This is a genomic window from Klebsiella sp. CN_Kp091 (assembly GCF_040065095.1).
Taxonomy (GTDB): domain Bacteria; phylum Pseudomonadota; class Gammaproteobacteria; order Enterobacterales; family Enterobacteriaceae; genus Klebsiella; species Klebsiella aerogenes.
The window spans coordinates 74,131-96,338 of sequence record NZ_JBEAIO010000007.1; the positions used below are offsets into that span (position 1 = coordinate 74,131).

Annotated in this window: 22 protein-coding genes; 8 read left to right on the plus strand and 14 right to left on the minus strand. The window is 55.2% G+C overall.

What is annotated here, in order from left to right; all coding sequences use genetic code 11:
• Window positions 1–251 precede the first annotated feature (251 nt).
• Window positions 252–1,475: a peptidase T gene (gene pepT / locus ABLV17_RS08195; protein WP_087857977.1), complete on the plus strand. Its 1,224-nt coding sequence runs from the start codon at window positions 252–254 to the stop codon at window positions 1,473–1,475.
• An 89-nt stretch (window positions 1,476–1,564) separates the two neighbouring features.
• Window positions 1,565–2,056, plus strand: coding sequence for a transposase (locus tag ABLV17_RS08200; protein WP_308959138.1), 492 nt, complete (start codon window positions 1,565–1,567; stop codon window positions 2,054–2,056).
• A 92-nt stretch (window positions 2,057–2,148) separates the two neighbouring features.
• Here the strand turns inward: ABLV17_RS08200 and ABLV17_RS08205 are convergent, their stop codons facing one another.
• The 8 genes from ABLV17_RS08205 to rluE form a co-directional block, all read right to left on the minus strand.
• Window positions 2,149–3,270 carry a cupin domain-containing protein gene (locus ABLV17_RS08205; protein ID WP_015367148.1) on the minus strand — a complete coding sequence of 374 codons (1,122 nt, stop codon included), beginning with the start codon at window positions 3,268–3,270 and terminating at the stop codon, window positions 2,149–2,151.
• Window positions 3,271–3,355: 85 nt separating this feature from the next.
• Complete coding sequence (gene phoQ, locus ABLV17_RS08210) at window positions 3,356–4,822, minus strand: two-component system sensor histidine kinase PhoQ (protein WP_087857975.1); 1,467 nt, start codon at window positions 4,820–4,822, stop codon at window positions 3,356–3,358.
• Window positions 4,819–5,493, minus strand: coding sequence for a two-component system response regulator PhoP (gene phoP, locus ABLV17_RS08215; RefSeq protein ID WP_087857974.1), 675 nt, complete (start codon window positions 5,491–5,493; stop codon window positions 4,819–4,821). Before phoP ends, phoQ begins: the two co-directional genes overlap by 4 nt.
• Before the next feature lie 167 nt (window positions 5,494–5,660).
• A complete protein-coding gene (gene purB, locus ABLV17_RS08220; protein WP_308958459.1) occupies window positions 5,661–7,031 on the minus strand; it encodes an adenylosuccinate lyase in 1,371 nt (456 codons plus the stop codon).
• Between the two features lie 3 nt (window positions 7,032–7,034).
• On the minus strand, window positions 7,035–7,676 hold the full coding sequence (gene hflD / locus ABLV17_RS08225; protein WP_015367144.1) for a high frequency lysogenization protein HflD: 642 nt from the start codon (window positions 7,674–7,676) through the stop codon (window positions 7,035–7,037).
• A gap of 56 nt (window positions 7,677–7,732) precedes the next feature.
• Window positions 7,733–8,839, minus strand: a complete 1,107-nt coding sequence (mnmA, locus tag ABLV17_RS08230) for a tRNA 2-thiouridine(34) synthase MnmA (protein ID WP_045393753.1) — start codon at window positions 8,837–8,839, stop codon at window positions 7,733–7,735.
• A gap of 56 nt (window positions 8,840–8,895) precedes the next feature.
• Window positions 8,896–9,354 (minus strand): NUDIX hydrolase, encoded by a 459-nt coding sequence (locus tag ABLV17_RS08235; RefSeq protein WP_015367142.1) that lies wholly within the window; start codon window positions 9,352–9,354, stop codon window positions 8,896–8,898.
• A 21-nt stretch (window positions 9,355–9,375) separates the two neighbouring features.
• Window positions 9,376–10,026, minus strand: coding sequence for a 23S rRNA pseudouridine(2457) synthase RluE (rluE, locus tag ABLV17_RS08240; protein ID WP_045393759.1), 651 nt, complete (start codon window positions 10,024–10,026; stop codon window positions 9,376–9,378).
• A gap of 239 nt (window positions 10,027–10,265) precedes the next feature.
• Between rluE and icd the strand changes: the two genes are divergently transcribed.
• The 3 genes from icd to yajD all read left to right on the plus strand — a co-directional run bounded on the left by icd (window position 10,266) and on the right by yajD (window position 12,490).
• Window positions 10,266–11,516: an NADP-dependent isocitrate dehydrogenase gene (icd, locus tag ABLV17_RS08245; RefSeq protein ID WP_015705065.1), complete on the plus strand. Its 1,251-nt coding sequence runs from the start codon at window positions 10,266–10,268 to the stop codon at window positions 11,514–11,516.
• Window positions 11,517–11,708: 192 nt separating this feature from the next.
• The gene (locus ABLV17_RS08250; RefSeq protein ID WP_113374181.1) at window positions 11,709–12,008 is read left to right on the plus strand and encodes a hypothetical protein; all 300 of its coding nucleotides are present in this window, start codon (window positions 11,709–11,711) and stop codon (window positions 12,006–12,008) included.
• Window positions 12,009–12,142: 134 nt separating this feature from the next.
• On the plus strand, window positions 12,143–12,490 hold the full coding sequence (gene yajD / locus ABLV17_RS08255) for an HNH nuclease YajD (RefSeq protein ID WP_015367133.1): 348 nt from the start codon (window positions 12,143–12,145) through the stop codon (window positions 12,488–12,490).
• Window positions 12,491–12,523: 33 nt separating this feature from the next.
• On the opposite strand, the gene ABLV17_RS08260 is transcribed toward yajD, so the two are convergent.
• The 4 genes from ABLV17_RS08260 to ABLV17_RS08275 all read right to left on the minus strand — a co-directional run bounded on the left by ABLV17_RS08260 (window position 12,524) and on the right by ABLV17_RS08275 (window position 15,331).
• Window positions 12,524–13,483 (minus strand): DUF523 and DUF1722 domain-containing protein, encoded by a 960-nt coding sequence (locus tag ABLV17_RS08260; protein ID WP_087857971.1) that lies wholly within the window; start codon window positions 13,481–13,483, stop codon window positions 12,524–12,526.
• A gap of 149 nt (window positions 13,484–13,632) precedes the next feature.
• A complete protein-coding gene (locus tag ABLV17_RS08265; RefSeq protein ID WP_213793790.1) occupies window positions 13,633–14,361 on the minus strand; it encodes a MerR family transcriptional regulator in 729 nt (242 codons plus the stop codon).
• 88 nt (window positions 14,362–14,449) lie between these two features.
• Window positions 14,450–14,854 carry a cell envelope integrity protein TolA gene (gene tolA / locus ABLV17_RS08270; protein ID WP_087857969.1) on the minus strand — a complete coding sequence of 135 codons (405 nt, stop codon included), beginning with the start codon at window positions 14,852–14,854 and terminating at the stop codon, window positions 14,450–14,452.
• Window positions 14,855–14,971: 117 nt separating this feature from the next.
• Window positions 14,972–15,331: a helix-turn-helix domain-containing protein gene (locus ABLV17_RS08275; RefSeq protein WP_045393772.1), complete on the minus strand. Its 360-nt coding sequence runs from the start codon at window positions 15,329–15,331 to the stop codon at window positions 14,972–14,974.
• Window positions 15,332–15,660: 329 nt separating this feature from the next.
• Between ABLV17_RS08275 and ABLV17_RS08280 the strand changes: the two genes are divergently transcribed.
• Both ABLV17_RS08280 and oqxB read left to right on the plus strand, forming a co-directional pair.
• The gene (locus tag ABLV17_RS08280) at window positions 15,661–16,836 is read left to right on the plus strand and encodes an efflux RND transporter periplasmic adaptor subunit (protein WP_308958456.1); all 1,176 of its coding nucleotides are present in this window, start codon (window positions 15,661–15,663) and stop codon (window positions 16,834–16,836) included.
• Between the two features lie 23 nt (window positions 16,837–16,859).
• A complete protein-coding gene (gene oqxB / locus ABLV17_RS08285; RefSeq protein ID WP_308958455.1) occupies window positions 16,860–20,012 on the plus strand; it encodes a multidrug efflux RND transporter permease subunit OqxB in 3,153 nt (1,050 codons plus the stop codon).
• A 64-nt stretch (window positions 20,013–20,076) separates the two neighbouring features.
• Here oqxB and ABLV17_RS08290 read toward each other — a convergent pair whose 3' ends face one another.
• Together ABLV17_RS08290 and ABLV17_RS08295 are read right to left on the minus strand one after the other, a co-directional pair.
• Window positions 20,077–20,556 (minus strand): Rrf2 family transcriptional regulator, encoded by a 480-nt coding sequence (locus ABLV17_RS08290; RefSeq protein WP_015705070.1) that lies wholly within the window; start codon window positions 20,554–20,556, stop codon window positions 20,077–20,079.
• Window positions 20,557–20,660: 104 nt separating this feature from the next.
• On the minus strand, window positions 20,661–21,551 hold the full coding sequence (locus ABLV17_RS08295; RefSeq protein WP_308958462.1) for an oxidoreductase: 891 nt from the start codon (window positions 21,549–21,551) through the stop codon (window positions 20,661–20,663).
• 171 nt (window positions 21,552–21,722) lie between these two features.
• Between ABLV17_RS08295 and ABLV17_RS08300 the strand changes: the two genes are divergently transcribed.
• Window positions 21,723–22,205: a cold shock domain-containing protein gene (locus ABLV17_RS08300; protein ID WP_113374177.1), complete on the plus strand. Its 483-nt coding sequence runs from the start codon at window positions 21,723–21,725 to the stop codon at window positions 22,203–22,205.
• Window positions 22,206–22,208: the final 3 nt, after the last annotated feature.

The following is a 22,208-nucleotide window of genomic DNA, read 5'->3' on the forward strand; positions in this document are numbered from 1 at the left end:
GACGCAACGGAAAAGGGATCGCTGCGGGGTTTGTGATTAACCACCTTTGGGGTTGCACATAATTAATAAGGGCCAGCATTTTACGGCAAACGATTGTAATCGCCAATCATTGTTGTACCGCGGTGTATCACCTTTACACATAATGCACGTAAATGTATTAAATTTTGGTTTACGGGCTAAAAATGACCTGACGCAATATTTGTCTTTTCGCCCTTATTGATAATGTTGTCACAAAAAAAGAGGGTGGCCACATGGATAAATTGCTTGAGCGTTTTCTGCAGTATGTTTCTTTAGATACGCAATCGAAGCCTGGCGTGCGTCAGGTTCCCAGTACCGAAGGACAGTGGAAGCTGCTGCGCTTGCTGCAGAACCAGCTGGAAGAGATGGGGCTGGTCAACGTGACGTTAAGTGAGAAGGGCACGGTGATGGGGACCCTGCCGGCCAACGTCGCAGGCGAAATCCCGGCCATCGGTTTTATTTCCCACGTTGATACCTCGCCGGATTTCAGCGGTAAGAACGTGAATCCGCAAATTGTCGAAAACTACCGCGGCGGCGATATCGCCCTCGGCATCGGCGATGAAGTGTTGTCGCCGGTGATGTTCCCGGTTCTGCATCAACTGTTAGGCCAGACGCTTATCACCACCGACGGTAAAACGCTGCTCGGCGCCGACGATAAAGCGGGCATCGCAGAGATCATGACGGCGCTGGCGACGCTGCAGGCGAAAAAGATTCCTCACGGCGATATTCGCGTCGCCTTCACGCCGGATGAAGAAGTCGGCAAAGGCGCGAAGCACTTTGACGTCGCCGCGTTTGATGCCCGCTGGGCGTACACTGTGGATGGCGGCGGGGTCGGCGAACTGGAGTTTGAAAATTTCAATGCCGCCTCGGTGACCATTAAAATTGTTGGCAATAATGTGCATCCCGGCACCGCGAAAGGGGTGATGGTTAACGCTTTATCGTTGGCGGCGCGTATTCACGCCGAAGTGCCGGCCAGTGAGGCACCGGAAACCACCGACGGTTATGAGGGCTTTTATCACCTGACCAGTATCAAGGGCAGCGTTGACCGGGCGGAGATGCACTACATTTTGCGTGATTTCGATCGCAAGCAGTTTGAAGCGCGCAAACGCAAAATGATGGAGATCGCCAAAAAGGTCGGTAAAGGGCTACATCCGGATTGCTACATCGAACTGGTGATCGAAGATAGTTATTACAACATGCATGAGAAGGTGATTGCCCATCCGCACGTAGTGGACATCGCGCGTCAGGCGATGGTGGACTGCGATATCGAGCCGCAGATAAAGCCAATCCGCGGCGGTACCGACGGCGCCCAACTCTCTTTCATGGGGTTACCGTGCCCGAATCTGTTTACCGGCGGCTATAACTATCACGGTAAGCACGAGTTTGTTACTCTGGAGGGTATGGAAAAAGCCGTGCGGGTGATTGTGCGGATTGCGGAGCTGACGGCAAAACGCTAAATCCAGAGCCCGGTCCTGTAGGCCCGGTAAGGCGTGAGCCGCCACCGGGCAAAAAGAGTCCATCTAAGCTGAAGAGGAGGGAACCTCTGATGTCAAATTATCGCCGTAGTTATATCCCCGGCGGCACTTGGTTTTTTACCGTCAATTTGCAAAACCGTCAAAGCGATCTTCTGACTCGTCGAATCGATCAACTCCGCACGGCGATCGCACTCGTTAAACGCAAAAAGCCCTTCCAGATTAACGCGTGGGTTATTTTACCTGAGCATATGCACTGTATCTGGACGTTACCGGAGGGTGATTCCGATTATTCCGCTCGTTGGCGGGAGATTAAAAAGTCTTTTACGCGTGCGTTAGCGCAAAACCAGATCTGGCAGCCGCGTTTTTGGGAACATACCATCCGTAATGATGAAGATTATCGGCGCCATATGGATTACGTTTATATCAATCCAGTGAAACATCGGCTTGTTGGATGCGTGAGGGATTGGCCATATTCAACGTTCCACCGCGATGTGAGGAAAGGGTTATATCCTGAGGATTGGGTTGGGGATACGGTCGAAATAGATGCCGGAGAGCGGCGGTAATATGCCGGATGGCGGCTACGCCTTATCCGGCCTACGGTACCGATGCCATTTGTAGGCCCGGTAAGCGTAGCGCCACCGGGCAGGATGCCGACTCAGTCCTCGAAGAACCAATAGCCGCTGTTGACCAGCGCCGCCAGCATGGCGAGGAACGACGGGTCTTCCAGCGCATCGCCGAAATGTTCGGCGCGCAGCGACAGATGCGTTGCCAGCGCGTCAAGCGCCGGGCGGTGCGGAGAGTCTATTTTTTCGCCGTTGACGAACACTTCGCCATCGATCCGCAGCACGCGCAGGCCGCCAAGGCGGGCGAGCTTATCGCCCTGCTGCAGCGCATCGTAAATTTCGTCCGGCTGATAAGGCGGCTCCGGCGGCGCCACGTCAAGTTCGTGGCGGGATTGGGTAATGAACTCGCCAAACCACTGCTTAAAGTGCTCAGGTTGGTTAATCAGCCCCAGCATCATCTCACGCAGGCGATCCAGCTCAACCGGCAGAATATCGGCCGGATGGTCGCGGGATGGCACGTCCGGGTCGGCGTAGCGCTGGCTGCCCAGTTCACGTTGCAAAATATAATCAGCAAAGCCGCTGAACAGTTCGCGGGCATTCGGCGCACGATAGCCGACCGAATAGTTAAGCGAATTTTCCAGCGAATAGCCTTCATGCGGGAATCCTGGCGGAATGTAGAGAATATCGCCAGGTTCCATCTCTTCATCGATGATGGCTTCAAACGGATCAACCTGCAGCAGATCCGGATGCGGGCAATGCTGCTTCATCGGCACCTTTTCGCCCACGCGCCAGCGCCGGCGACCGGTACCCTGAATAATAAACACGTCGTATTGATCAAGGTGCGGGCCCACGCCGCCGCCGGGGACGGAGAAAGAGATCATCAGGTCGTCGATACGCCAGTCCGGCAGAGCGCGGAAGGGGTGCATCAATGCCGCCGTCGGCTCGTGCCAGTTGTTCACCGCTTGCACCAGCAGCGACCAGTTGTTTTCGCTAAGATGATCGTAGCTTTCAAATGGACCATGGCTGACCTGCCATTTTCCGTCCTGATGACTCACCAGGCGGCTGTCGACCTCGCTCTCCATGGCCAGGCCGGCCAGTTCATCCGGGCTGATTGGGTCGATGAAATTGGCGAAGCCGCGCTTTAACACTACCGGGCGTTTTTGCCAGTAGCGTTCGATAAAGTCGGGCCAGTTTAGCGTTAATTGATAGTCCATATTTATATTCCACAGCAGGTGTCTGTCTGGGATTATAACGGATGCGGCGCCGCGGCGATGCAGGCGTCGTTAAAAAACTGTTGCGTTAGCTCTCTTTATCATCAGGAAGCTGGCGGCCAAAGATAACTTCCATGCAGGCGCCGCCGAGCAGGCTGTCGCCGGTCAGGATATCGCCGTCGTACTGTTCAACGATATCGCGGGCGACAGACAGGCCGACACCCTGGCCCGGGCGCAACGTATCGGCGCGCTGGCCGCGATCGAATACCGCCGTGCGCTGGTTGCGGGGAATACCGGGACCGTCGTCCTCCACCAGAATATGCAACTGGTTGTCGTTGGTCTGGCGTACCGAGACTTCGACAAACTCCAGACAGTACTTGCAGGCGTTATCGAGCACGTTGCCCATCACTTCCATAAAGTCGTTCTGCTCACCGACAAAGCTTATCTCCGGCGAAATATCCAGCGTGATATTAACCCCTTTACGCTGGTAGACCTTATTTAAAGCAGAGGTCAGGCTATCCAGCAGTGGGGCGATCGGGTGTAGTTCGCGGCTGAGAAGCGCATTGCCGCTGCGCATGCTGGCGCGGTGCAGATAGTAGCCGATTTGCTGCGATATGCGGCTAATCTGCTCCAGCATCACCGGCTCCGCTTCGCTGACGCTAATTTTCTCGCCGCGCAGCGAACGTAGGGTGCTTTGCAGCACCGCCAGCGGTGTTTTCAGGCTGTGGGTTAAGTCAGTGAGGGTGGTCCGGTATTTGTCGTAGCGGTCACGTTCGCTTTTCAGCAGGCGATTGAGGTTACTGACCAGGCCGGTAAGTTCACGAGTGGTGTGAGAATCGAGCCTCTCACGATGATGTTCTTCCAGCTCGCGGACCTCTTTCGCCAGTGATTCGATAGGGCGTAAACTCCACCAGGCGGCAAGCCACAGCAGCGGGATGACCAGCAACAGGTTGGCCGCCAGCACGTAGATAAACCAGCTCCACACCATGTAAGAGCGTTTTAGCTCCACCGGAATGGTGTCGACCACCACAATGCTTAATTGCGGCATCTTCGCGGTGGCCGGATAGAGATTAATCGCCACCGAGTGGGTCATCTCCGAGGAGTCATCTTCCTCGCGGATGGCGTCAAGCTGCTCGCGAATTTCATCATTATTGCGCAGCAGCAGACTACTGCTGCCAACATCGGCTTCGATTTCATGGAAGCCGTTGCTCTTCAGCCATTCAGGTTGGATTCGCTTCACTAGCCAGGGGACGTCATGCTGCGCCCACAGCAGTTTGCCTTTGGCATCGTAAATCAGCGTCACCGTCGGGCTCTGCATGTTCAGGTGTTCGGGGATATCGACATCGATATGGTTATTTTCCCACTTCGCCAGCATATAGAACAGGTTGCTCTCGCCGCGCAGCAGGCGGAAGGTGGTTTTATCGAAGCTTACGCTGTAGCCTACCAGCGCAACCATGCCGTAGGCCAGAGACAGGATCAGCACTACGGCGGCGGTTGCCAGCAGAAAGCGGACGCGCAGAGAAAGCGGAAGAATATGTCGCAACACGCCTTTCATCCGCGCAGTTCGAATAAGTAGCCCTGACCGCGCACGGTGGTGATCACGTCCTGCGGATATTGCGCCTGGATTTTTTTGCGCAGCCGCCCCATCAGCACATCGATGGTGTGGCTTTCGCGGAGTTCGGCATCAGGGTAGAGCTGTAGCATCAGCGAATCTTTGCTCACCACTTTACCGCGGTTACGGATCAGCGTTTCCATGATGGTGTACTCAAAGGCGGTGAGCTTAATCGGCTGGTCATTGACCGACAACTCGCGGCGGGATAAATCTACCTGGAACGGCGGGATCGAGATAACCTGCGAGGCCAGGCCGCTATTGCGACGCAGCAACGCCTGCATGCGGGCGGCGACCTCTTCGATATGGAAGGGTTTGGTGACGTAGTCATCGGCGCCGGCGCTCAGCACCTCGACTTTATCCTGCCAGCCTTCACGGGCAGTCAGCACCAGTACCGGTACCGATACGTCGTGACTACGCCAGCGGCGGATCAGCGACAGGCCGTCTTCATCCGGCAGGCCAAGGTCAACGATGGCGACATCCGGGATATGCTCGCCCAGGTAATAATCTGCTTCCTTTGCATCTTCCGCGGCATCCACCTGATGCCCCAGTTCCTGTAGCTGGACCTTGAGGTGATGGCGCAGCAGAGCATTATCCTCAACGACGAGTACGCGCATGCCCATTCTCCATTTCATTTACGATTTGAATAGTTTAACGCGATTATGTGGCGCTGGGGGTAAACATTATTTAAACCAGGCGGGAGAGAGCGTGTTTCTGCGTGGAAAGTCGTGATTGACAGGTAGCATGCGCGAAGAGATTGCCCATGCTACCTGAGTCAGACTGGTTACTTCAGCTCGTCGACCATGGTGGTCGCGCGACCGATGTAGTTAGCCGGAGTCATCGCCTTCAGGCGGATTTTTTCTGCTTCCGGCAGCGGCAGGCCGTCGATGAACTGCTGCATGCCTTCGGCGTCGACGCGCTTACCGCGGGTCAGCTCTTTCAGCTTCTCGTACGGTTTTTCGATACCGTAGCGGCGCATGACGGTCTGGATCGGCTCAGCCAGCACTTCCCAGTTGTGATCCAGTTCGTCCAGCAGACGATCCTGGTTCAGCTCCAGTTTGCGCACGCCTTTCAGGGTGGATTGGTAAGCGATCAGCGCATAGCCGATGCCCACGCCGAGGTTACGCAGCACGGTGGAGTCGGTCAGGTCGCGCTGCCAGCGGGAAACCGGGAGTTTGCTGGCCAGGTGCTGCATGACGGCGTTCGCCAGGCCGAGGTTGCCTTCGGAGTTTTCGAAGTCAATCGGGTTCACTTTATGCGGCATGGTTGAAGAGCCGATTTCGCCCGCAATGGTTTTCTGTTTGAAGTGGTTGAGCGCAATGTAGCCCCACACATCGCGATCGAAATCGATCAGGATGGTGTTGAAGCGCGCCATGCAATCGAACAGTTCGGCAATGTAGTCGTGCGGCTCGATCTGGGTGGTGTACGGGTTCCATTGAATGCCAAGCGAAGTAACGAACTCTTCGCTGAACTGGTGCCAGTCAACTTCCGGATAGGCAGCGATGTGGGCGTTGTAGTTACCGACCGCGCCGTTGATTTTACCGAGGATTTCCACCTGATTCAGCTGACGGTACTGGCGCTCCATACGGTAGGCGACGTTGGCCATCTCTTTGCCCATGGTGGACGGGGTAGCCGGTTGACCGTGGGTACGAGAAAGCAGCGGCACGTCACGGTATTGGGTCGCCAGATCTTTAATCGCGTCAATCAGCTTGCGCCAGTACGGCAGCACCACTTCGTCACGTGCGGTTTTCAGCATCAGCGCGTGCGACAGGTTGTTGATGTCTTCAGAAGTACAGGCGAAGTGAATGAACTCTGACACCGCGTGCAGTTCGGCGATATCGGCGACTTTTTCCTTGAGGAAATATTCTACCGCTTTCACGTCGTGGTTGGTGGTGCGTTCGATGGTTTTGATACGCTCCGCGTCCTCTACGCTGAAGTCGGCAACGATTTTATCAAGGAAACCGTTTGCGTCGGCAGCAAAAGCAGGAACTTCCTTGATCGCTGCGTGCGCGGCCAGTTTTTGCAGCCAGCGGACTTCTACCTGTACACGGAATTTCAGCAAACCGAATTCGCTGAAGATACCGCGCAGCGCGCTGACTTTATCGCCGTAGCGGCCGTCTACGGGGGAAACGGCGGTCAGTGAGGATAATTCCATAAATCATAACTCCGGGGTTAAATGAGCAAGAATTTGTTTTGCCTGGTTAACCAGACGATTGCGAGAAAACATGAGCTGCAGACGTCCGCCGCCAACCTGATGCCAGAGCACGGCGGAACGAATGCCGGCGAGTAGGGTAGAGCGTACCTTCGCCTGAACCTGCGGGCTTTGCAGCACGGCAGGGGAGCCTGTGACCTGAATGCGAGGCCCCAGCGGGCTGATGACGTCAACGTAAATGCCGGCCATCGCGCTGAGCAGCGTTTCAGATTGTAGATCAAAATGTTCTAACTGACGGCGCAGGCCGCCGATGCGGTTGCCGAGAGTATCCATCGCCCCTTTGCTGGCGGCGAGTTTACGTTCCAGCACCATCAGGCTCAATGTGTAGCGGGTGAGTTCCGCGTTGAGGCCCTGACGGCTGCTGGTATTCAGCACGCCGAGCAGAGTCTCAAGCCCGAGACGAAGATTGGCTTCACTACCACCGAATACCGCCAGCGTTGAATCCGGGTCGAGATCGATGATGCTGTTCAGCGAAACGTGCAGGGCGTCGCTGTCGCAATGCCCCTGATGCGCCAGTTGCTGAACCAGCCGCGCTGCCTGGCATACGCCCGCCAACGCCAGAGTGATGTCATAATAATTCTTCGCCACGCTTACTCCTTGTAACCCGCCGGGCGTTAATCAGGCGTCCGGCGGAAAATGGTCGATCAGGATACCAGCGGCAGGCGCTGTTCGATAATTCCGCCGCCGAGGCACACTTCGCCGCTATAGAATACAGCCGACTGTCCCGGCGTCACGGCGGCGACGGGTTCATCAAAGATAACTTCGATGCGGTCGTCATCCAGCGCCTTCACGGTGCAGGGGATGTCGGTCTGGCGGTAGCGGGTTTTTACCGTACAGCGAAGGGTGCCCTGCAGCGGCTGACGATCGACCCAGTGTAACTGCTGGGCAATCAGGCCGACGGACATCAGACGCGGGTGATCGTGACCCTGGGCGACAATCAGCACGTTGTTTTCCACGTCTTTATCGACCACGTACCATGGATCTTCGCTACCTTCTTTGGTGCCGCCGATGCCGAGCCCTTTACGCTGTCCGAGGGTGTGATACATCAGCCCCTGGTGTTCGCCTATCTCATCGCCATCGACGGTGATGATTTTGCCCGGCTGCGCAGGCAGATAGCGGCCCAGGAAGTCGCGGAATTTACGCTCGCCGATAAAGCAGATGCCGGTAGAGTCTTTTTTCTTCGCAGTGATCAGATCCAGTTCTTCGGCGATTTTGCGCACCTGCGGCTTTTCCAGCTCACCGACCGGGAACAAGCTTTGCGCGATTTGTTCGTGGCTGAGAGTGTAGAGGAAATAGCTCTGGTCTTTATTGCCGTCGAGCCCGCGCAGCAGTTGGCTTTTGCCGTTGACATCGGCGCGGCGCACGTAGTGACCGGTGGCGATGTAGTCAGCGCCGAGATCTTCTGCGGCGAACTCAAGGAAGGCTTTGAATTTGATCTCTTTGTTGCACAGGATATCCGGGTTCGGCGTACGGCCGGCTTTATACTCTTCGAGGAACAGCTCGAAGACGTTATCCCAGTATTCTGCGGCAAAGTTGACGGTATGCAGTTCAATACCGAGCTTATCGCAGACGGCTTGCGCGTCGGCGAGGTCGGCAGCGGCGGTGCAGTATTCCTCACCGTCGTCTTCCTCCCAGTTCTTCATGAACAGGCCTTCCACCTTATACCCTTGCTGTTGCAGAAGGTAGGCGGAAACAGAGGAATCGACGCCGCCGGACATGCCGACGATCACTTTTTTTGGACTTTCTGACATTGGAATACTCACCACATTGAACTTCAAGGCGGCGTATTCTAGCACGCGCTAACCGTTCAGGCACCCCCTGTGAACGGCCAGTTAAATTCCGCAATCAGCGACAGCGGATGCCGCGGATCCTGCTGATAGCTGCGGATGCTTTCCGCCACCAGCGGCGAGCGCAGGTTTTTTGCGTTAAGAATTTCCTCAGCACTGAGCCACAGACAGCGGTCGATGTCGCTATCATGCGGTTCAGTAGCGCACGTATCGTTAAGCTCAATGGCAAACAGAAAGCGCAGGAACGGCGTATTATCCGGGGCTTGCCACTGGTGCATGCGGATGAAGTGCTGCGGCGCGGCGCGAATACCGGTCTCTTCCCACAGTTCACGCTCGGCGGCCTGCGCCAGAGTCTCATTGGCTTCGAGATGACCGGCTGGCTGGTTCCATAGCGCTTTGCCGTTAATCGTCTCTTCAACAATCAGGAATTTGCCTTTGGCGTGAACCACGCAGGCGACGGTGACGTGCGGTTTAAACATCGAGCTTCCTTATGAATGCGGTTATTCGGTTTGGCGCCATTCGCCGTTGGCTAAGCCATCAAGCGTATAGCCGCCCATGGCGTAGCGAATCAGCCTTAGCGTCGGGAAACCGACATGGGCGGTCATCCGACGAACCTGACGGTTGCGCCCCTCATAGAGGGTAATTTTTAGCCAGCGAGTGGGAATCGATTTACGCTCGCGAATCGGCGGATTGCGCGGCCAAAGCCAGGCGGGTTCATCCACCAGCTCCACGCCGGCAGGTAGGGTGGGTCCATCGTTTAGCGTCACTCCGTCGCGCAGCGCGCGGATCGCTTCTTCTGTAGGTTCGCCTTCCACCTGAACGTAATAAATCTTGCCGGTGCGCTTACCGGGCTGGGTCAGTTTTGCCTGTAGCGCGCCATCGTTGGTCAGCACCAGCAAACCTTCGCTGTCGCGGTCAAGACGACCGGCGGCGTAAACGCCGGCGACCGGAATAAAATCCTTCAGCGTGCTGCGCCCGGACTCGTCGGTAAATTGCGGCAACACATCGTAGGGTTTATTGAACAAGATCACAGTTTTAAGCTGGCGTTCTTTACGTTGTCTGGTCACTTGTTGTGTGCTGAATCGCTCAACGCGATGTTTTCTAAATGAAGTTTTCTGCATGGTATTTTCAGGCTCTCTCAATTGCCGCATTATAGCCTAATTACGAATGCCTTTCATGGACGCAAACATTCAGGTAGTATTGACATGCTCATTACAAATTATTAACAAAAAATTGCTCAAACCGATTCGCAATACAGGCAGGAAGGCAACACGGACGCGAATCTCCGGTTAGCGGGGCGACCCGGTACTCAGGAGTAGGCCGACTAAGCCAACACCAGGCTCGCGTGAAGAGGGAAGAGCAGAACCAGAAGCGCTCGAAGGAGAGGTTAATGGAAAGCAAAGTAGTAGTTCCGGCGGAAGGTCAGAAAATCACCCTGCAAAACGGCAAACTGAACGTCCCTCATAACCCGATTATCCCGTTCATTGAAGGCGATGGTATCGGTGTTGACGTTACCCCAGCGATGCTGAAAGTGGTTGATGCCGCCGTTGAGAAAGCCTATAAAGGCGAGCGTAAAATTTCCTGGATGGAAGTTTACACCGGTGAAAAATCTACCCACGTTTACGGCCAGGATGTCTGGCTGCCTGCTGAAACCCTCGATCTGATTCGTGATTACCGTGTTGCTATTAAAGGTCCTCTGACGACGCCAGTTGGCGGCGGTATCCGTTCTCTGAACGTGGCGCTGCGTCAGGAGCTGGATCTCTACGTTTGCCTGCGCCCGGTACGTTACTATCAGGGTACCCCGAGCCCGGTTAAACACCCGGAACTGACCGATATGGTTATCTTCCGCGAAAACTCCGAAGATATTTATGCGGGTATCGAGTGGAAAGCAGATTCTGCCGAAGCTGACAAAGTTATCAAATTCCTGCGCGATGAGATGGGCGTGAAGAAAATTCGCTTCCCGGAACATTGCGGTATCGGCATCAAGCCGTGCTCTGAAGAAGGGACCAAACGCCTGGTACGCGCCGCTATCGAATACGCGATCACCAACGATCGTGATTCCGTGACCCTGGTGCACAAAGGCAACATCATGAAGTTCACCGAAGGCGCGTTCAAAGACTGGGGTTACCAGCTGGCTCGCGAAGAGTTCGGCGGTGAGCTGATCGACGGCGGCCCGTGGGTGAAAATCAAGAACCCGAACACCGGCAAAGAGATCGTGGTTAAAGACGTGATCGCCGATGCGTTCCTGCAGCAAATCCTGCTGCGTCCGGCTGAATACGATGTTATCGCCTGTATGAACCTGAACGGCGACTATATCTCTGACGCCCTTGCGGCGCAGGTTGGCGGTATCGGTATCGCGCCGGGCGCCAACATTGGCGACGAGTGCGCGCTGTTCGAAGCCACCCACGGTACCGCGCCGAAGTATGCCGGCCAGGACAAAGTGAACCCAGGTTCCATCATCCTGTCTGCAGAAATGATGCTGCGTCACATGCAGTGGTTCGAAGCCGCAGACCTGATTGTTAAAGGCATGGAAGGCGCAATCGCCGCTAAGACCGTGACCTATGACTTCGAACGTCTGATGGAAGGCGCTAAGCTGCTGAAATGCTCTGAGTTTGGCGACGCGATCATTAAAAACATGTAATCCGGTTTTCTGGATTAATGCGAAACGGGAGCCTAAGGGCTCCCGTTTTTATTTGCTTTGTACCGGGTTATCCATAATTAAATAACAGTGAGCTATTCATGCCCACTGCCGCTTGCTACGGTAAATCATCCATTGGCTTTATTGATTGCCATATTTTGCCTGGTTATCCAGGTTATTATTAGAGGTGATATTATGAAAAAGATTATTTTGACCCTGGTATTAGCATCAGCGAGTATTTCTGCCTTCGCGGGTTACCATCCGGTCGCAAGGACCGCAGCCGTAGCCTCAGCCGATCATCCGGTGGCGGTAGCGGCGGCAACCGGCGATAACGGTAACCATCCGGTGGCGCGCACCGCGGCTGTCGCTTCGGCTGACCATCCGGTGGCGGTGGCGGCGGCAACCAGCGATAACGGTCGCCACCCAGTTGCGCGTACCACGGTTGTCGCTTCAGCGGATCATCCGGTCGCGGCGGCGGCAGTGACCAGCCATTAATAATCCTCTTCCCGGCGCCACGCCGGGATTTAGCTACTGCTCACGTCTGCGCATCGATTTCCTTTCCTGCTCCGTTTTACGCTATATTGGCGCTATTATCGTAAATTATCTCTTTATCACAGGTAACATCTGCCATGGCTTTGATCCCTAAAAACTATGCCCGCCTGGAAAGTGGCTATCGCGAGAAGGCGCTTAAAATTTATCCATGGGTCTGCGGACGCTGCTCGCGCGAGTTTGTCTACTCCAACCTGCGTGAACTGACGGTACATCACATCGATCACGATCATACCAATAACCCGGAAGATGGCAGCAACTGGGAACTATTGTGTCTGTATTGTCACGATCACGAGCATTCCAAGTACACTGAGGCCGACCAGTACGGTACAAGAGTGGTGGCCGGTGAAGATGCGCAAAAGGATGTCGGTGAAGCCACCTACAATCCTTTTGCCGATTTAAAAGCCATGATGAACAAGAAGAAGTAGCTACGCTTCGTCGTAATGCACACAGCCTGGCTGCTAATTGACGCCCAGACGCAGGGCTAAATCCTGCGGGTAGGGATCAAAATAGTTCTGCGTCTGCAGATAGCGGTCGGGATATTCGGCCAGGTAGTGCTTAAGCAGCGTCAGGGGCGCCAGAATAGGGAGCAGCCCCGCGCGATAATGCAGTATCACGTCACGCAGCTCGCCGCGCTGACGGCTATTCAACCGTTCGCGGAAATAGCCCTGAATATGCATCAGCACATTGGTGTGGTTTTTCCTGGAGGCGGTATTTTTCAGGATCGCCATCAGTTTATCGCGGTAGGCGACGAAAAAGGCATCCAGGTCCTGCCATTGATGCATCGAGGCGACGAAAGGGCCAATTTCGCGATAGCCGGCCTGATGATGCGCCAGCAACTGCAGTTTATAGCGGCTATGAAAATCCATTAACGCCCGACGGGTCAGGCCATTGGCCCGCAGCGTATTCAGTTCATGTAGGGCGAAAAGACGCTCGACGAAATTCTCTCTTAACTGCGGGTCGTGCAGTCGTCCATCCTCTTCTACCGGCAACCACGGATAGGCTTCCATCAACGCGCGGGTAAACAGGCCGGTACCTTCTTTGCGCCCGCGGTTGCCTTTTTCATCATACAGGCGCACGCGTTCCATGCCGCAGCTCGGTGATTTGGCGCAGACGATAAAGCCTGCTAATTCGCCAAGCCCAGGCAGGTAACCGGCGGTAAAGTCCGCCATTTTGCCCGTGACATCGTCGTGCGGCTCGCTGCTAAAACGCATCTGAATCTCACCTTCGTCGGTCCGCACCAGGCGCAGAGCCGGACGAGGAGAGCTGAGACCGATGGCCATTTCCGGACAAATGGGTTTGAAGGTTACCCACGGCGCCAGTTCATCCATCGCAAATGGCGATCGTTTATGTCCGCCATCAAAGCGCACGGACGAGCCGGTTAAACAGCCGCTGATGCCAATGACAGGTTGCTTATTCATGGCGTACTCCTCGCTTTGTTCTCACTGGATGAGCCGTCCCGCAAAAGCGTTCGACCCGATATATTAAACTTACACAATCATGATTTTTTGTCCAAGTTTTTGGTGTGCTTTTTTAGCGGAGAACATGGCGCACAGGTGCAAAGCTTTTTTTACAGCGAGATAACGTCCAGAGAGGCAACGTGCTGGCGCCAGAGGTCTATCTGCCTCTGGCGTGCAGCGGTGAGCTGGCCCGAGGTCACCAGTAACCAGCGGCGTTGAGGGAATATTTCCGGGGCCAGCGCGGTGGGCGGCATCGGCAGCACATCAATGCGATGACCTTGTCCGGTGCGCATGAGCGCTTCCAGCCAGATTTCACATGGGTCGCTCAGGTGCCAGCCGGTAATCAGATAGTTATCGCCCGGCGCGCGTTTATCGCCTTCAAGACAAAAGGAGGTGTAGGAGATGATAATGCCGTCGAGGATCTCACGCAGGGTCTGCATCGCCGGCACATTAGCCGATACCTTACTGCGTAACGGGCGCAATACGTTGGTAACCAGCTCAGGGCGGGGATATTCCCGACCGGCGTCGTAAATCAGCTGGCGCAGGGATTCGATTTTTCCCTCTTTCAGCCGCTGCAGCATGTTGTCCTGCAGGACAAGCCAGTTATTGCCTGGGCCGCTATCAGGGCGGGTCAACAGCGGTTTGACCTGGCTTACGGGAACACCTTTTTTTACCCAGTCGAGAATTTTCAGCGCCAGCTGGACATCGTTATCGTTATAGAGGCGGTGGCCTCCATCGGTGCGCTCGGGTTTAAGCAGGCCGTACCGGCGTTGCCAGGCCCGCAGCGTGGTTGCGTTGATGCCGCAAAGACGGGAAAATTCGCCGATGGAGTAAGACATTGCAATTACCTGATAACCGAGATTGCTTCTAATATACTACGGATGACGGCCGGTTGAATGCCGTGGCGCTGGTAATAAAGCGCTAGTCTTATGCTTTAAAATCGATACTCGTATTTTTAAACGTCTGATAAGCGTCATCATCCGGCGCGGCGGGAATGTCTGCTTGCATAAATGCGGCTACAACAGTGTTGCATAGTTCTTCATCACCCTTTTCCACGGTAGCGGAATTTACGGTGCCATCACGCTGCAGCGACAAACGAATACGACAGGTTTGCCCGGGATACTCCACGGAATCAGGCATTTTGGCTTTGACGGCGGTCATTATCTGATACGCGTAGGTAGCCCGACTTGATGGTTTCGACGAAGGGAGGCTGGCGAATAGATCGTCTACTTCGGTGGCGCTCGCCGCCGCGCGCGGCGTGGGCTGAGGATGATGACAACCTGCCAGCAGTAAAGGGAACAATAACAACACCAACGGTGATTTGCCTGGCATAGTAACGCGTCCTTGTTGATTTGGTATGGGCCAATCTTAGCGGTAGACGTTAATCCCTGATAGCTGCTAAACATAGGTGCTTCTACCGTTCGCTCACCGATTCCCTGAAGACGATTATCACGACGGTAAGCGCAGTGGTGGCGTTTGAGAGCCGGAGACGCTTCGTCGCCAGGCGCCGGGCGCCTGACCATACTGGCGTTTGAAGCTGCGGTTAAAAGATTGCTGGGAGTCGAAACCCAGCGCTATCGCTACGTTTAAAATGGGCTCGTCGCTGTTGGCTAAGCGCTCGACCGATCTTTGCAGCTTATGCATGCGAATATATTCAGCGAGAGGGTAACCGGTGTGCTCCTTGAAGATCCGCTGCAGGTGCCATTTCGAATAGCCCGCGCGCCTGGCAACGGTCTCGATATCCAGACGGCTCTCGAGATTATTGTCGATCCAATCGAGTAGATCATGAATTACCGCAGCAGTATTCATCTTGCGCTCCACGTAATTATAAAAGCACCTTTAATTGTTGCATTTAAAGGTGGCTCGTTTTGGCATTAATTGCAAGTTTTATTGTTGCAATTAATTCCTTGCCGTAAACAGGCCTTTCTACAGCCAGAGGAATAGCACAGAAAGTGCAACAATTATTCTTGCACTTAGTTAAGCGCCTTCCTACAATCGCCGCGATAGTGTATTCGCAACTGTTACAGTTTTGTGGCGATGAACGACACAAATGGCCTCAAGCCTGCCCGGACAAAGGAAGTGGCGCGGCGTCTCCCGCAGCGTCTTGCCCGGCGGCGACAATTACCGGAATAAAAATAATGAGCCTGCAAAAAACCTGGGGAAAACGTCATCTGACTGCGGTAGGTATGGTGCTACTCTCGGCGCTGCTCGCCGGCTGCGATGAAGGCGTCGCGCAAAACGCCGCGCCGCAAGCGCCTGCCGTCAGCGCCGCTGAGGTGGTGGTGAAATCCATTAGTCAGTGGGATAGCTTTAATGGCCGGATTGAGGCGGTGGAAAGCGTGCAGCTACGTCCCCGCGTCTCTGGCTACATTGATAAAGTGAATTACACCGACGGTCAGGAGGTGAAGAAGGGGGAGGTGTTATTCACCATTGACGATCGAACCTATCGCGCCGCGCTGGAACAGGCGCAGGCAAGCCTGGCAAGAGCGAAAACGCAAGCCAGCCTGGCGCGCAGTGAAGCAAACCGCACCGATAAATTAATCAATACTAACTTGGTATCCCGGGAAGAGTGGGAGCAGCGCCGCTCCGCCGCGGTCCAGGCGCAAGCGGATATTCGCGCCGCGCAGGCGGCGGTTGATGCCGCGCAGCTTAATCTGGACTTCACCAAAGTGACCGCGCCTATCGACGGCCGCGCCAGCCGCGCGTTAATCACCAGCGGTAATCTGGTCACCGCCGGCGATACCGCCAGCGTTCTTACCACGCTGGTGTCGCAGAAAACGGTTTACGTCTACTTTGACGTGGATGAGTCGACCTATCTTCACTACCAAAATCTTGCCCGTAGCGGGCAAGGGGCCTCCAGCAGTCACCAGGCATTACCGGTTGAGATCGGCCTTGTGGGCGAAGAGGGCTACCCTCATCAGGGCAAAGTGGATTTTCTGGATAATCAGTTAACGCCGAGCACCGGTACGATCCGCATGCGCGCGCTGCTGGACAATTCGCAGCGTCTGTTCACGCCGGGACTCTTTGCCCGCGTCCGCTTGCCGGGCAGCGCTGAATTCAAAGCCACGCTTATCGACGACAAAGCGGTACTGACCGATCAGGACCGTAAATATGTCTATATCGTTGATAAAGAAGGTAAAGCTCAGCGTCGCGATATCGCGCCGGGGCGGCTGGCTGCCGGTTTACGTATCGTCAAGCAGGGGCTGAACCCAGGCGACAAAGTTATCGTCGATGGCTTACAAAAAGTGTTTATGCCGGGGATGCCGGTTAACGCGAAGAACGTTGCCATGACTACCAGCGCCGCCCTCAACTGATCCCTTATCTGAGAATCCGATCTATGGACTTTTCCCGCTTTTTTATCGATAGGCCGATTTTTGCCGCCGTGCTGTCGATTTTGATTTTTATCACCGGCTTGATCGCCATTCCGCTGTTGCCGGTCAGCGAATATCCTGACGTCGTACCGCCCAGCGTGCAGGTGCGGGCGGAATATCCCGGCGCCAACCCGAAAGTGATTGCGGAGACCGTGGCGACGCCATTGGAAGAAGCCATCAACGGCGTCGAAAATATGATGTACATGAAATCCGTCGCAGGCTCTGACGGCGTGCTGGTAACTACCGTCACTTTCCGTCCGGGAACCGACCCCGATCAGGCGCAGGTTCAGGTGCAAAACCGGGTATCACAGGCCGAGGCGCGTCTTCCGGAAGATGTGCGGCGTTTAGGTATCACTACCCAGAAGCAATCGCCAACCCTGACGCTGGTTGTGCATCTGTTTTCACCCGGCGGTAAGTACGATTCACTGTATATGCGTAACTACGCCACGTTGAAAGTCAAAGATGAACTCGCGCGTCTGCCCGGCGTCGGGCAGATCCAGATTTTCGGCTCGGGTGAATATGCGATGCGCATCTGGCTGGATCCCAATAAGGTTGCGGCGCGCGGGTTAATCGCATCGGATGTGGTGACGGCGATGCAGGAGCAAAACGTTCAGGTTTCCGCCGGACAGCTGGGCGCCGAGCCGCTGCCGAAAGAGAGCGATTTTTTGATCTCTATTAACGCTCAGGGGCGTCTGCACACGGAAGAAGAGTTTGGCAATATTATTCTGAAAACGGCGCAAGACGGTTCGCTGGTGCGCCTGCGCGACGTGGCGCGTATCGAAATGGGCTCGGGTAGCTATGCGTTACGTTCCCAGCTTAACAATAAAGACGCAGTCGGGATTGGTATTTTCCAGTCGCCAGGGGCGAATGCTATCGATTTGTCTAACGCCGTTCGCGCTAAAATGAACGAACTCTCCACCCGTTTCCCGGAAGATATGAAATGGGCGGCGCCGTACGATCCGACGGTGTTTGTGCGTGATTCGATTCGCGCGGTGGTGCAAACGCTGCTGGAAGCGGTGGTGTTGGTGGTGCTGGTGGTGATTTTGTTCCTGCAGACGTGGCGAGCGTCGATTATTCCGCTGATTGCGGTGCCGGTATCGGTGGTGGGCACCTTCAGCATTCTTTATCTGCTGGGCTTTTCGCTGAATACCCTGAGTCTGTTCGGGTTGGTACTGGCGATCGGTATCGTCGTGGATGATGCCATCGTGGTGGTGGAAAACGTCGAACGAAACATTGAAGAGGGGCTGGCTCCGCTAGCGGCGGCGCATCAGGCGATGCGCGAAGTCTCCGGGCCGATTATCGCTATCGCGCTGGTGTTGTGCGCGGTGTTCGTGCCGATGGCGTTCCTCTCCGGGGTAACGGGGCAGTTTTACAAGCAGTTTGCGGTGACGATTGCGATATCGACGGTGATCTCCGCCATCAACTCGCTGACGCTCTCGCCGGCGCTGGCTGCGCTGCTGTTAAAACCGCACGGTGCGGCGAAAGATTTCCCGACCCGGCTTATCGATCGCTTGTTCGGCTGGATTTTCCGTCCGTTTAACCGTTTTTTCCATCGTAGCTCAAACGGCTATCAGGGGCTGGTGGGCAAAACGCTCGGGCGACGCGGCGCGGTGTTTGTGGTCTACGTCCTGCTGCTCTGCGCGGCTGGCGTGATGTTTAAAGTCGTACCCGGCGGATTTATTCCGACGCAGGACAAGCTGTATTTAATTGGCGGCGTGAAAATGCCGGAAGGCTCTTCACTGGCGCGCACCGACGCCGTGATCCGCAAAATGAGCGAAATCGGTATGAATACCGAAGGCGTGGATTATGCGGTGGCCTTTCCGGGGCTTAATGCCCTGCAGTTCACCAATACGCCGAATACCGGGACGGTCTTTTTTGGTCTGAAACCGTTCGACCAGCGAAAACATACCGCTGCGGAAATTAACGCCGAGATTAACGCCAAAATCGCGCAAATTCAGCAGGGCTTTGGTTTCTCGATTCTGCCGCCGCCGATTTTAGGACTGGGTCAGGGTTCCGGCTATTCGTTGTATATTCAGGATCGCGCCGGTCTGGGTTATGGCGCGTTGCAAAACGCGGTGAACGCGATGTCGGGTTCAATTATGCAGACGCCGGGAATGCATTTCCCGATATCGACCTACCAGGCGAACGTGCCGCAGCTGGATGTGCAGGTCGATCGTGATAAAGCGAAAGCGCAGGGCGTGTCGTTGACCGACCTTTTCGGTACGCTGCAAACCTATCTGGGGTCATCGTATGTGAATGATTTTAACCAGTTTGGGCGTACCTGGCGCGTGATGGCGCAGGCCGATGGGCCGTTCCGCGACAGCGTGGAAGATATCGCTAATTTACGCACCCGCAATAATCAGGGCGAAATGGTGCCAATTGGCAGTATGGTGAATATTAATACCACCTACGGGCCGGATCCGGTGATTCGCTACAATGGCTATCCGGCGGCGGATTTGATTGGCGATGCCGATCCCCGCGTGCTCTCGTCCACGCAGGCGATGACGCAGCTGGCGGGCATGTCTAAGCAGATACTGCCGAACGGGATGAATATTGAGTGGACGGATCTCAGCTTCCAGCAGGCCACGCAGGGCAATACGGCGCTGATCGTCTTCCCGGTCGCGGTCCTGCTGGCGTTCCTGGTGCTGGCGGCGCTGTATGAAAGCTGGACGCTACCGCTGGCGGTTATCCTTATCGTCCCGATGACCATGCTCTCCGCGCTGTTCGGCGTCTGGCTGACCGGCGGCGACAATAACGTATTTGTGCAGGTGGGGCTGGTGGTGCTGATGGGGCTGGCGTGTAAAAACGCGATTCTGATTGTCGAGTTTGCCCGCGAACTGGAAATTCAGGGTAAAGGGATCATGGAAGCGGCGCTGGAAGCCTGTCGCCTGCGTTTACGCCCGATTATCATGACCTCGATTGCCTTTATTGCCGGGACGATCCCGCTGATTCTTGGCCACGGCGCGGGGGCGGAAGTGCGCGGCGTCACCGGGATCACGGTATTCTCCGGTATGCTCGGCGTGACGCTGTTTGGTTTGTTCCTGACGCCGGTGTTTTACGTGACGCTGCGAAAACTGGTGACGCGTGGCAAACAGGCAAGGGACGTCTTGCCCGCGTAGGTCGCTGCTAATAACAAAAAACCGCCTTTTCGTTTAAGGCGGTTTTTTTTCGCAACAAGAAAAGTTAATGCGCTTCTTTATAGCGGGCAGTCAGCTCAGGCAGCGGATCGCAGCCGCTGGTATCGGCTTTTTTGACCTCTTCCAGGGCGCTTGCCACGGTGTGGCGAGCTAACACCGCGAGCGACGCCTGCTCGGCTTCATCGGCTACGGACTTAAAGTACCAGCAAGCATTGGCGCTGACCACGCAGCGAGCCGGGACGTCAGGGCGAGACGCCCACAGTTTTTTATCTTCAATAACGGAAAGATAGATATCACGCAGCGTGATTTGGTCGGCAGGGCGGCCAAGATGAATAGAGCCGTTGCGGCCAAGCGTGGAAACGATGATACCGTCGCGAGTGAGCGGAACCATGAGTTTACGGATAAAGCTCGGGTTGGCTTCCAGGCCGTAGGCCAGAATCGCGCTCGTCGAACGTTCACCCAATTGCTCCGCCATCGCTACGCTGAGAACCATCTGCAAAGCTGTCGGGAAGCGGTAATCTAACATTTTCTTATCCTGGATTGCGGTGAATCTTGTTCTTTTTGGCACCGCAGAGGTAAATAATCAGTGAGTAACACTATAACAAATACGGTAATTTTTTTGAAGCAATCTTAGCCAGGTCCCTCGCTTGCGGCCGCCAGCAGCGGCACGACGACATCGCTGATGGGTGTGGCAACGCCCAACCTTCGGCCATAGCGTTGTATGACTCCGTTACGGATGTCCCATTCCAGCGGACGATTGGCCTGACGGTCGGCGAGTATCGAGGTGCTTAAATCCGCCGGCGCCTGATGAAACCCATCAACAATTTCCTGCGGCACGCTATCGGCGAGTACCGCCCCTGCGGCGCGCGCCACCGCCAGACACTCGTGAAGATAGGCCAGCGCCAACCCGGTGATGTCCTGGCGCGAAAACATCCCGGCGCGGCGATTCGCCAGTACCATCAGGCCAGCGACGGCATTTTGCAGCAGTTTCCGCCACGCGACCGAGGTGAAATCTGCCGTCAACTCAACCGCGCAGCGGGTACCGTTGAGAACCTCGACTATCCTCTTCACCTGCGGCGTATCGGGTAGCGTCAGGCGCGGTTTGGCACGTAACCATACCGAAGCATCCGCCTCTCGTTGTGCCGGAAACCAGACAACCGAAGGCAACACCTTTGCGCCGTTAACATAGGGGTCAAGCAGGCTTTCCTGTTCAACGCCGTTCTGTAGCGCGCAGACCATCGTGTTTTCATCACACAGCGCGTTAAGCCAGCCCGCGCAATCCGCTACCTGGGTGGTTTTCACCGCCACAAACAGCAACTCAACCGGGCGTTCCAGCGTATGCGGATCGGTCAATACGGGCCCTGGAAGGATCGTTTCGCCGTCATCCCGGCGTAAAATCAATCGCTGATGTGCGGTGCGTCCGCAGAGCAGCGGTTTACGGCCCGCTTCATGCAGCACGGCGGCAATGGTTGTGCCAATAGCGCCAGGACCTAGCAACGCGACGGAGGAAAAGTTAGACATCATGCATTCTCCTGATTGAAGCCTACCCATTAATGATACAAATTTTCGGCAAAAGCCAGGATCAATTGCCGATATCGGGCAACACTTAGAGCAAAGGCATGGTCTATGCTGGCATTGTGCTTTAAACTGCGCGCTGCAAAATTGAGTAGATAAACGATTAATCAGGCGGTAATGGCGATGAACGGTACGATCACAACGTGGTTTAAAGATAAAGGTTTCGGATTTATCAAAGATGAAAATGGTGATAACCGCTATTTTCACGTGATTAAGGTCGCCAATCCGGATCTGATTAAGAAAGACGCGGCGGTCACGTTTGAGCCCACGACTAATAATAAAGGTCTCTCGGCTTACGCGGTTAAAGTCATCCCGGAAAGCAAACATCTGTATATTGCCGGTGAGCGTGTGAAGCTGACATCGATTAAGTCTTACCTGGTATACAGTGAGGAAGTGCCGGCCGATACGCGTATCGACAAGGAAAATGCGGTGCTCTCCGTGGGACTACTGATGAACAGCATCAAGCCGAAAGAGAGCGTGAAGCCGGGCGAAATGCGTACGCTGAAAAAGTTGGCGATCACTACCTTTCAGGGCACAACGCTCATCTTCTCTGAAGATGAAATCGACATCGACGCCACGGTGAAGCTCCTTAAAGTCTAATCC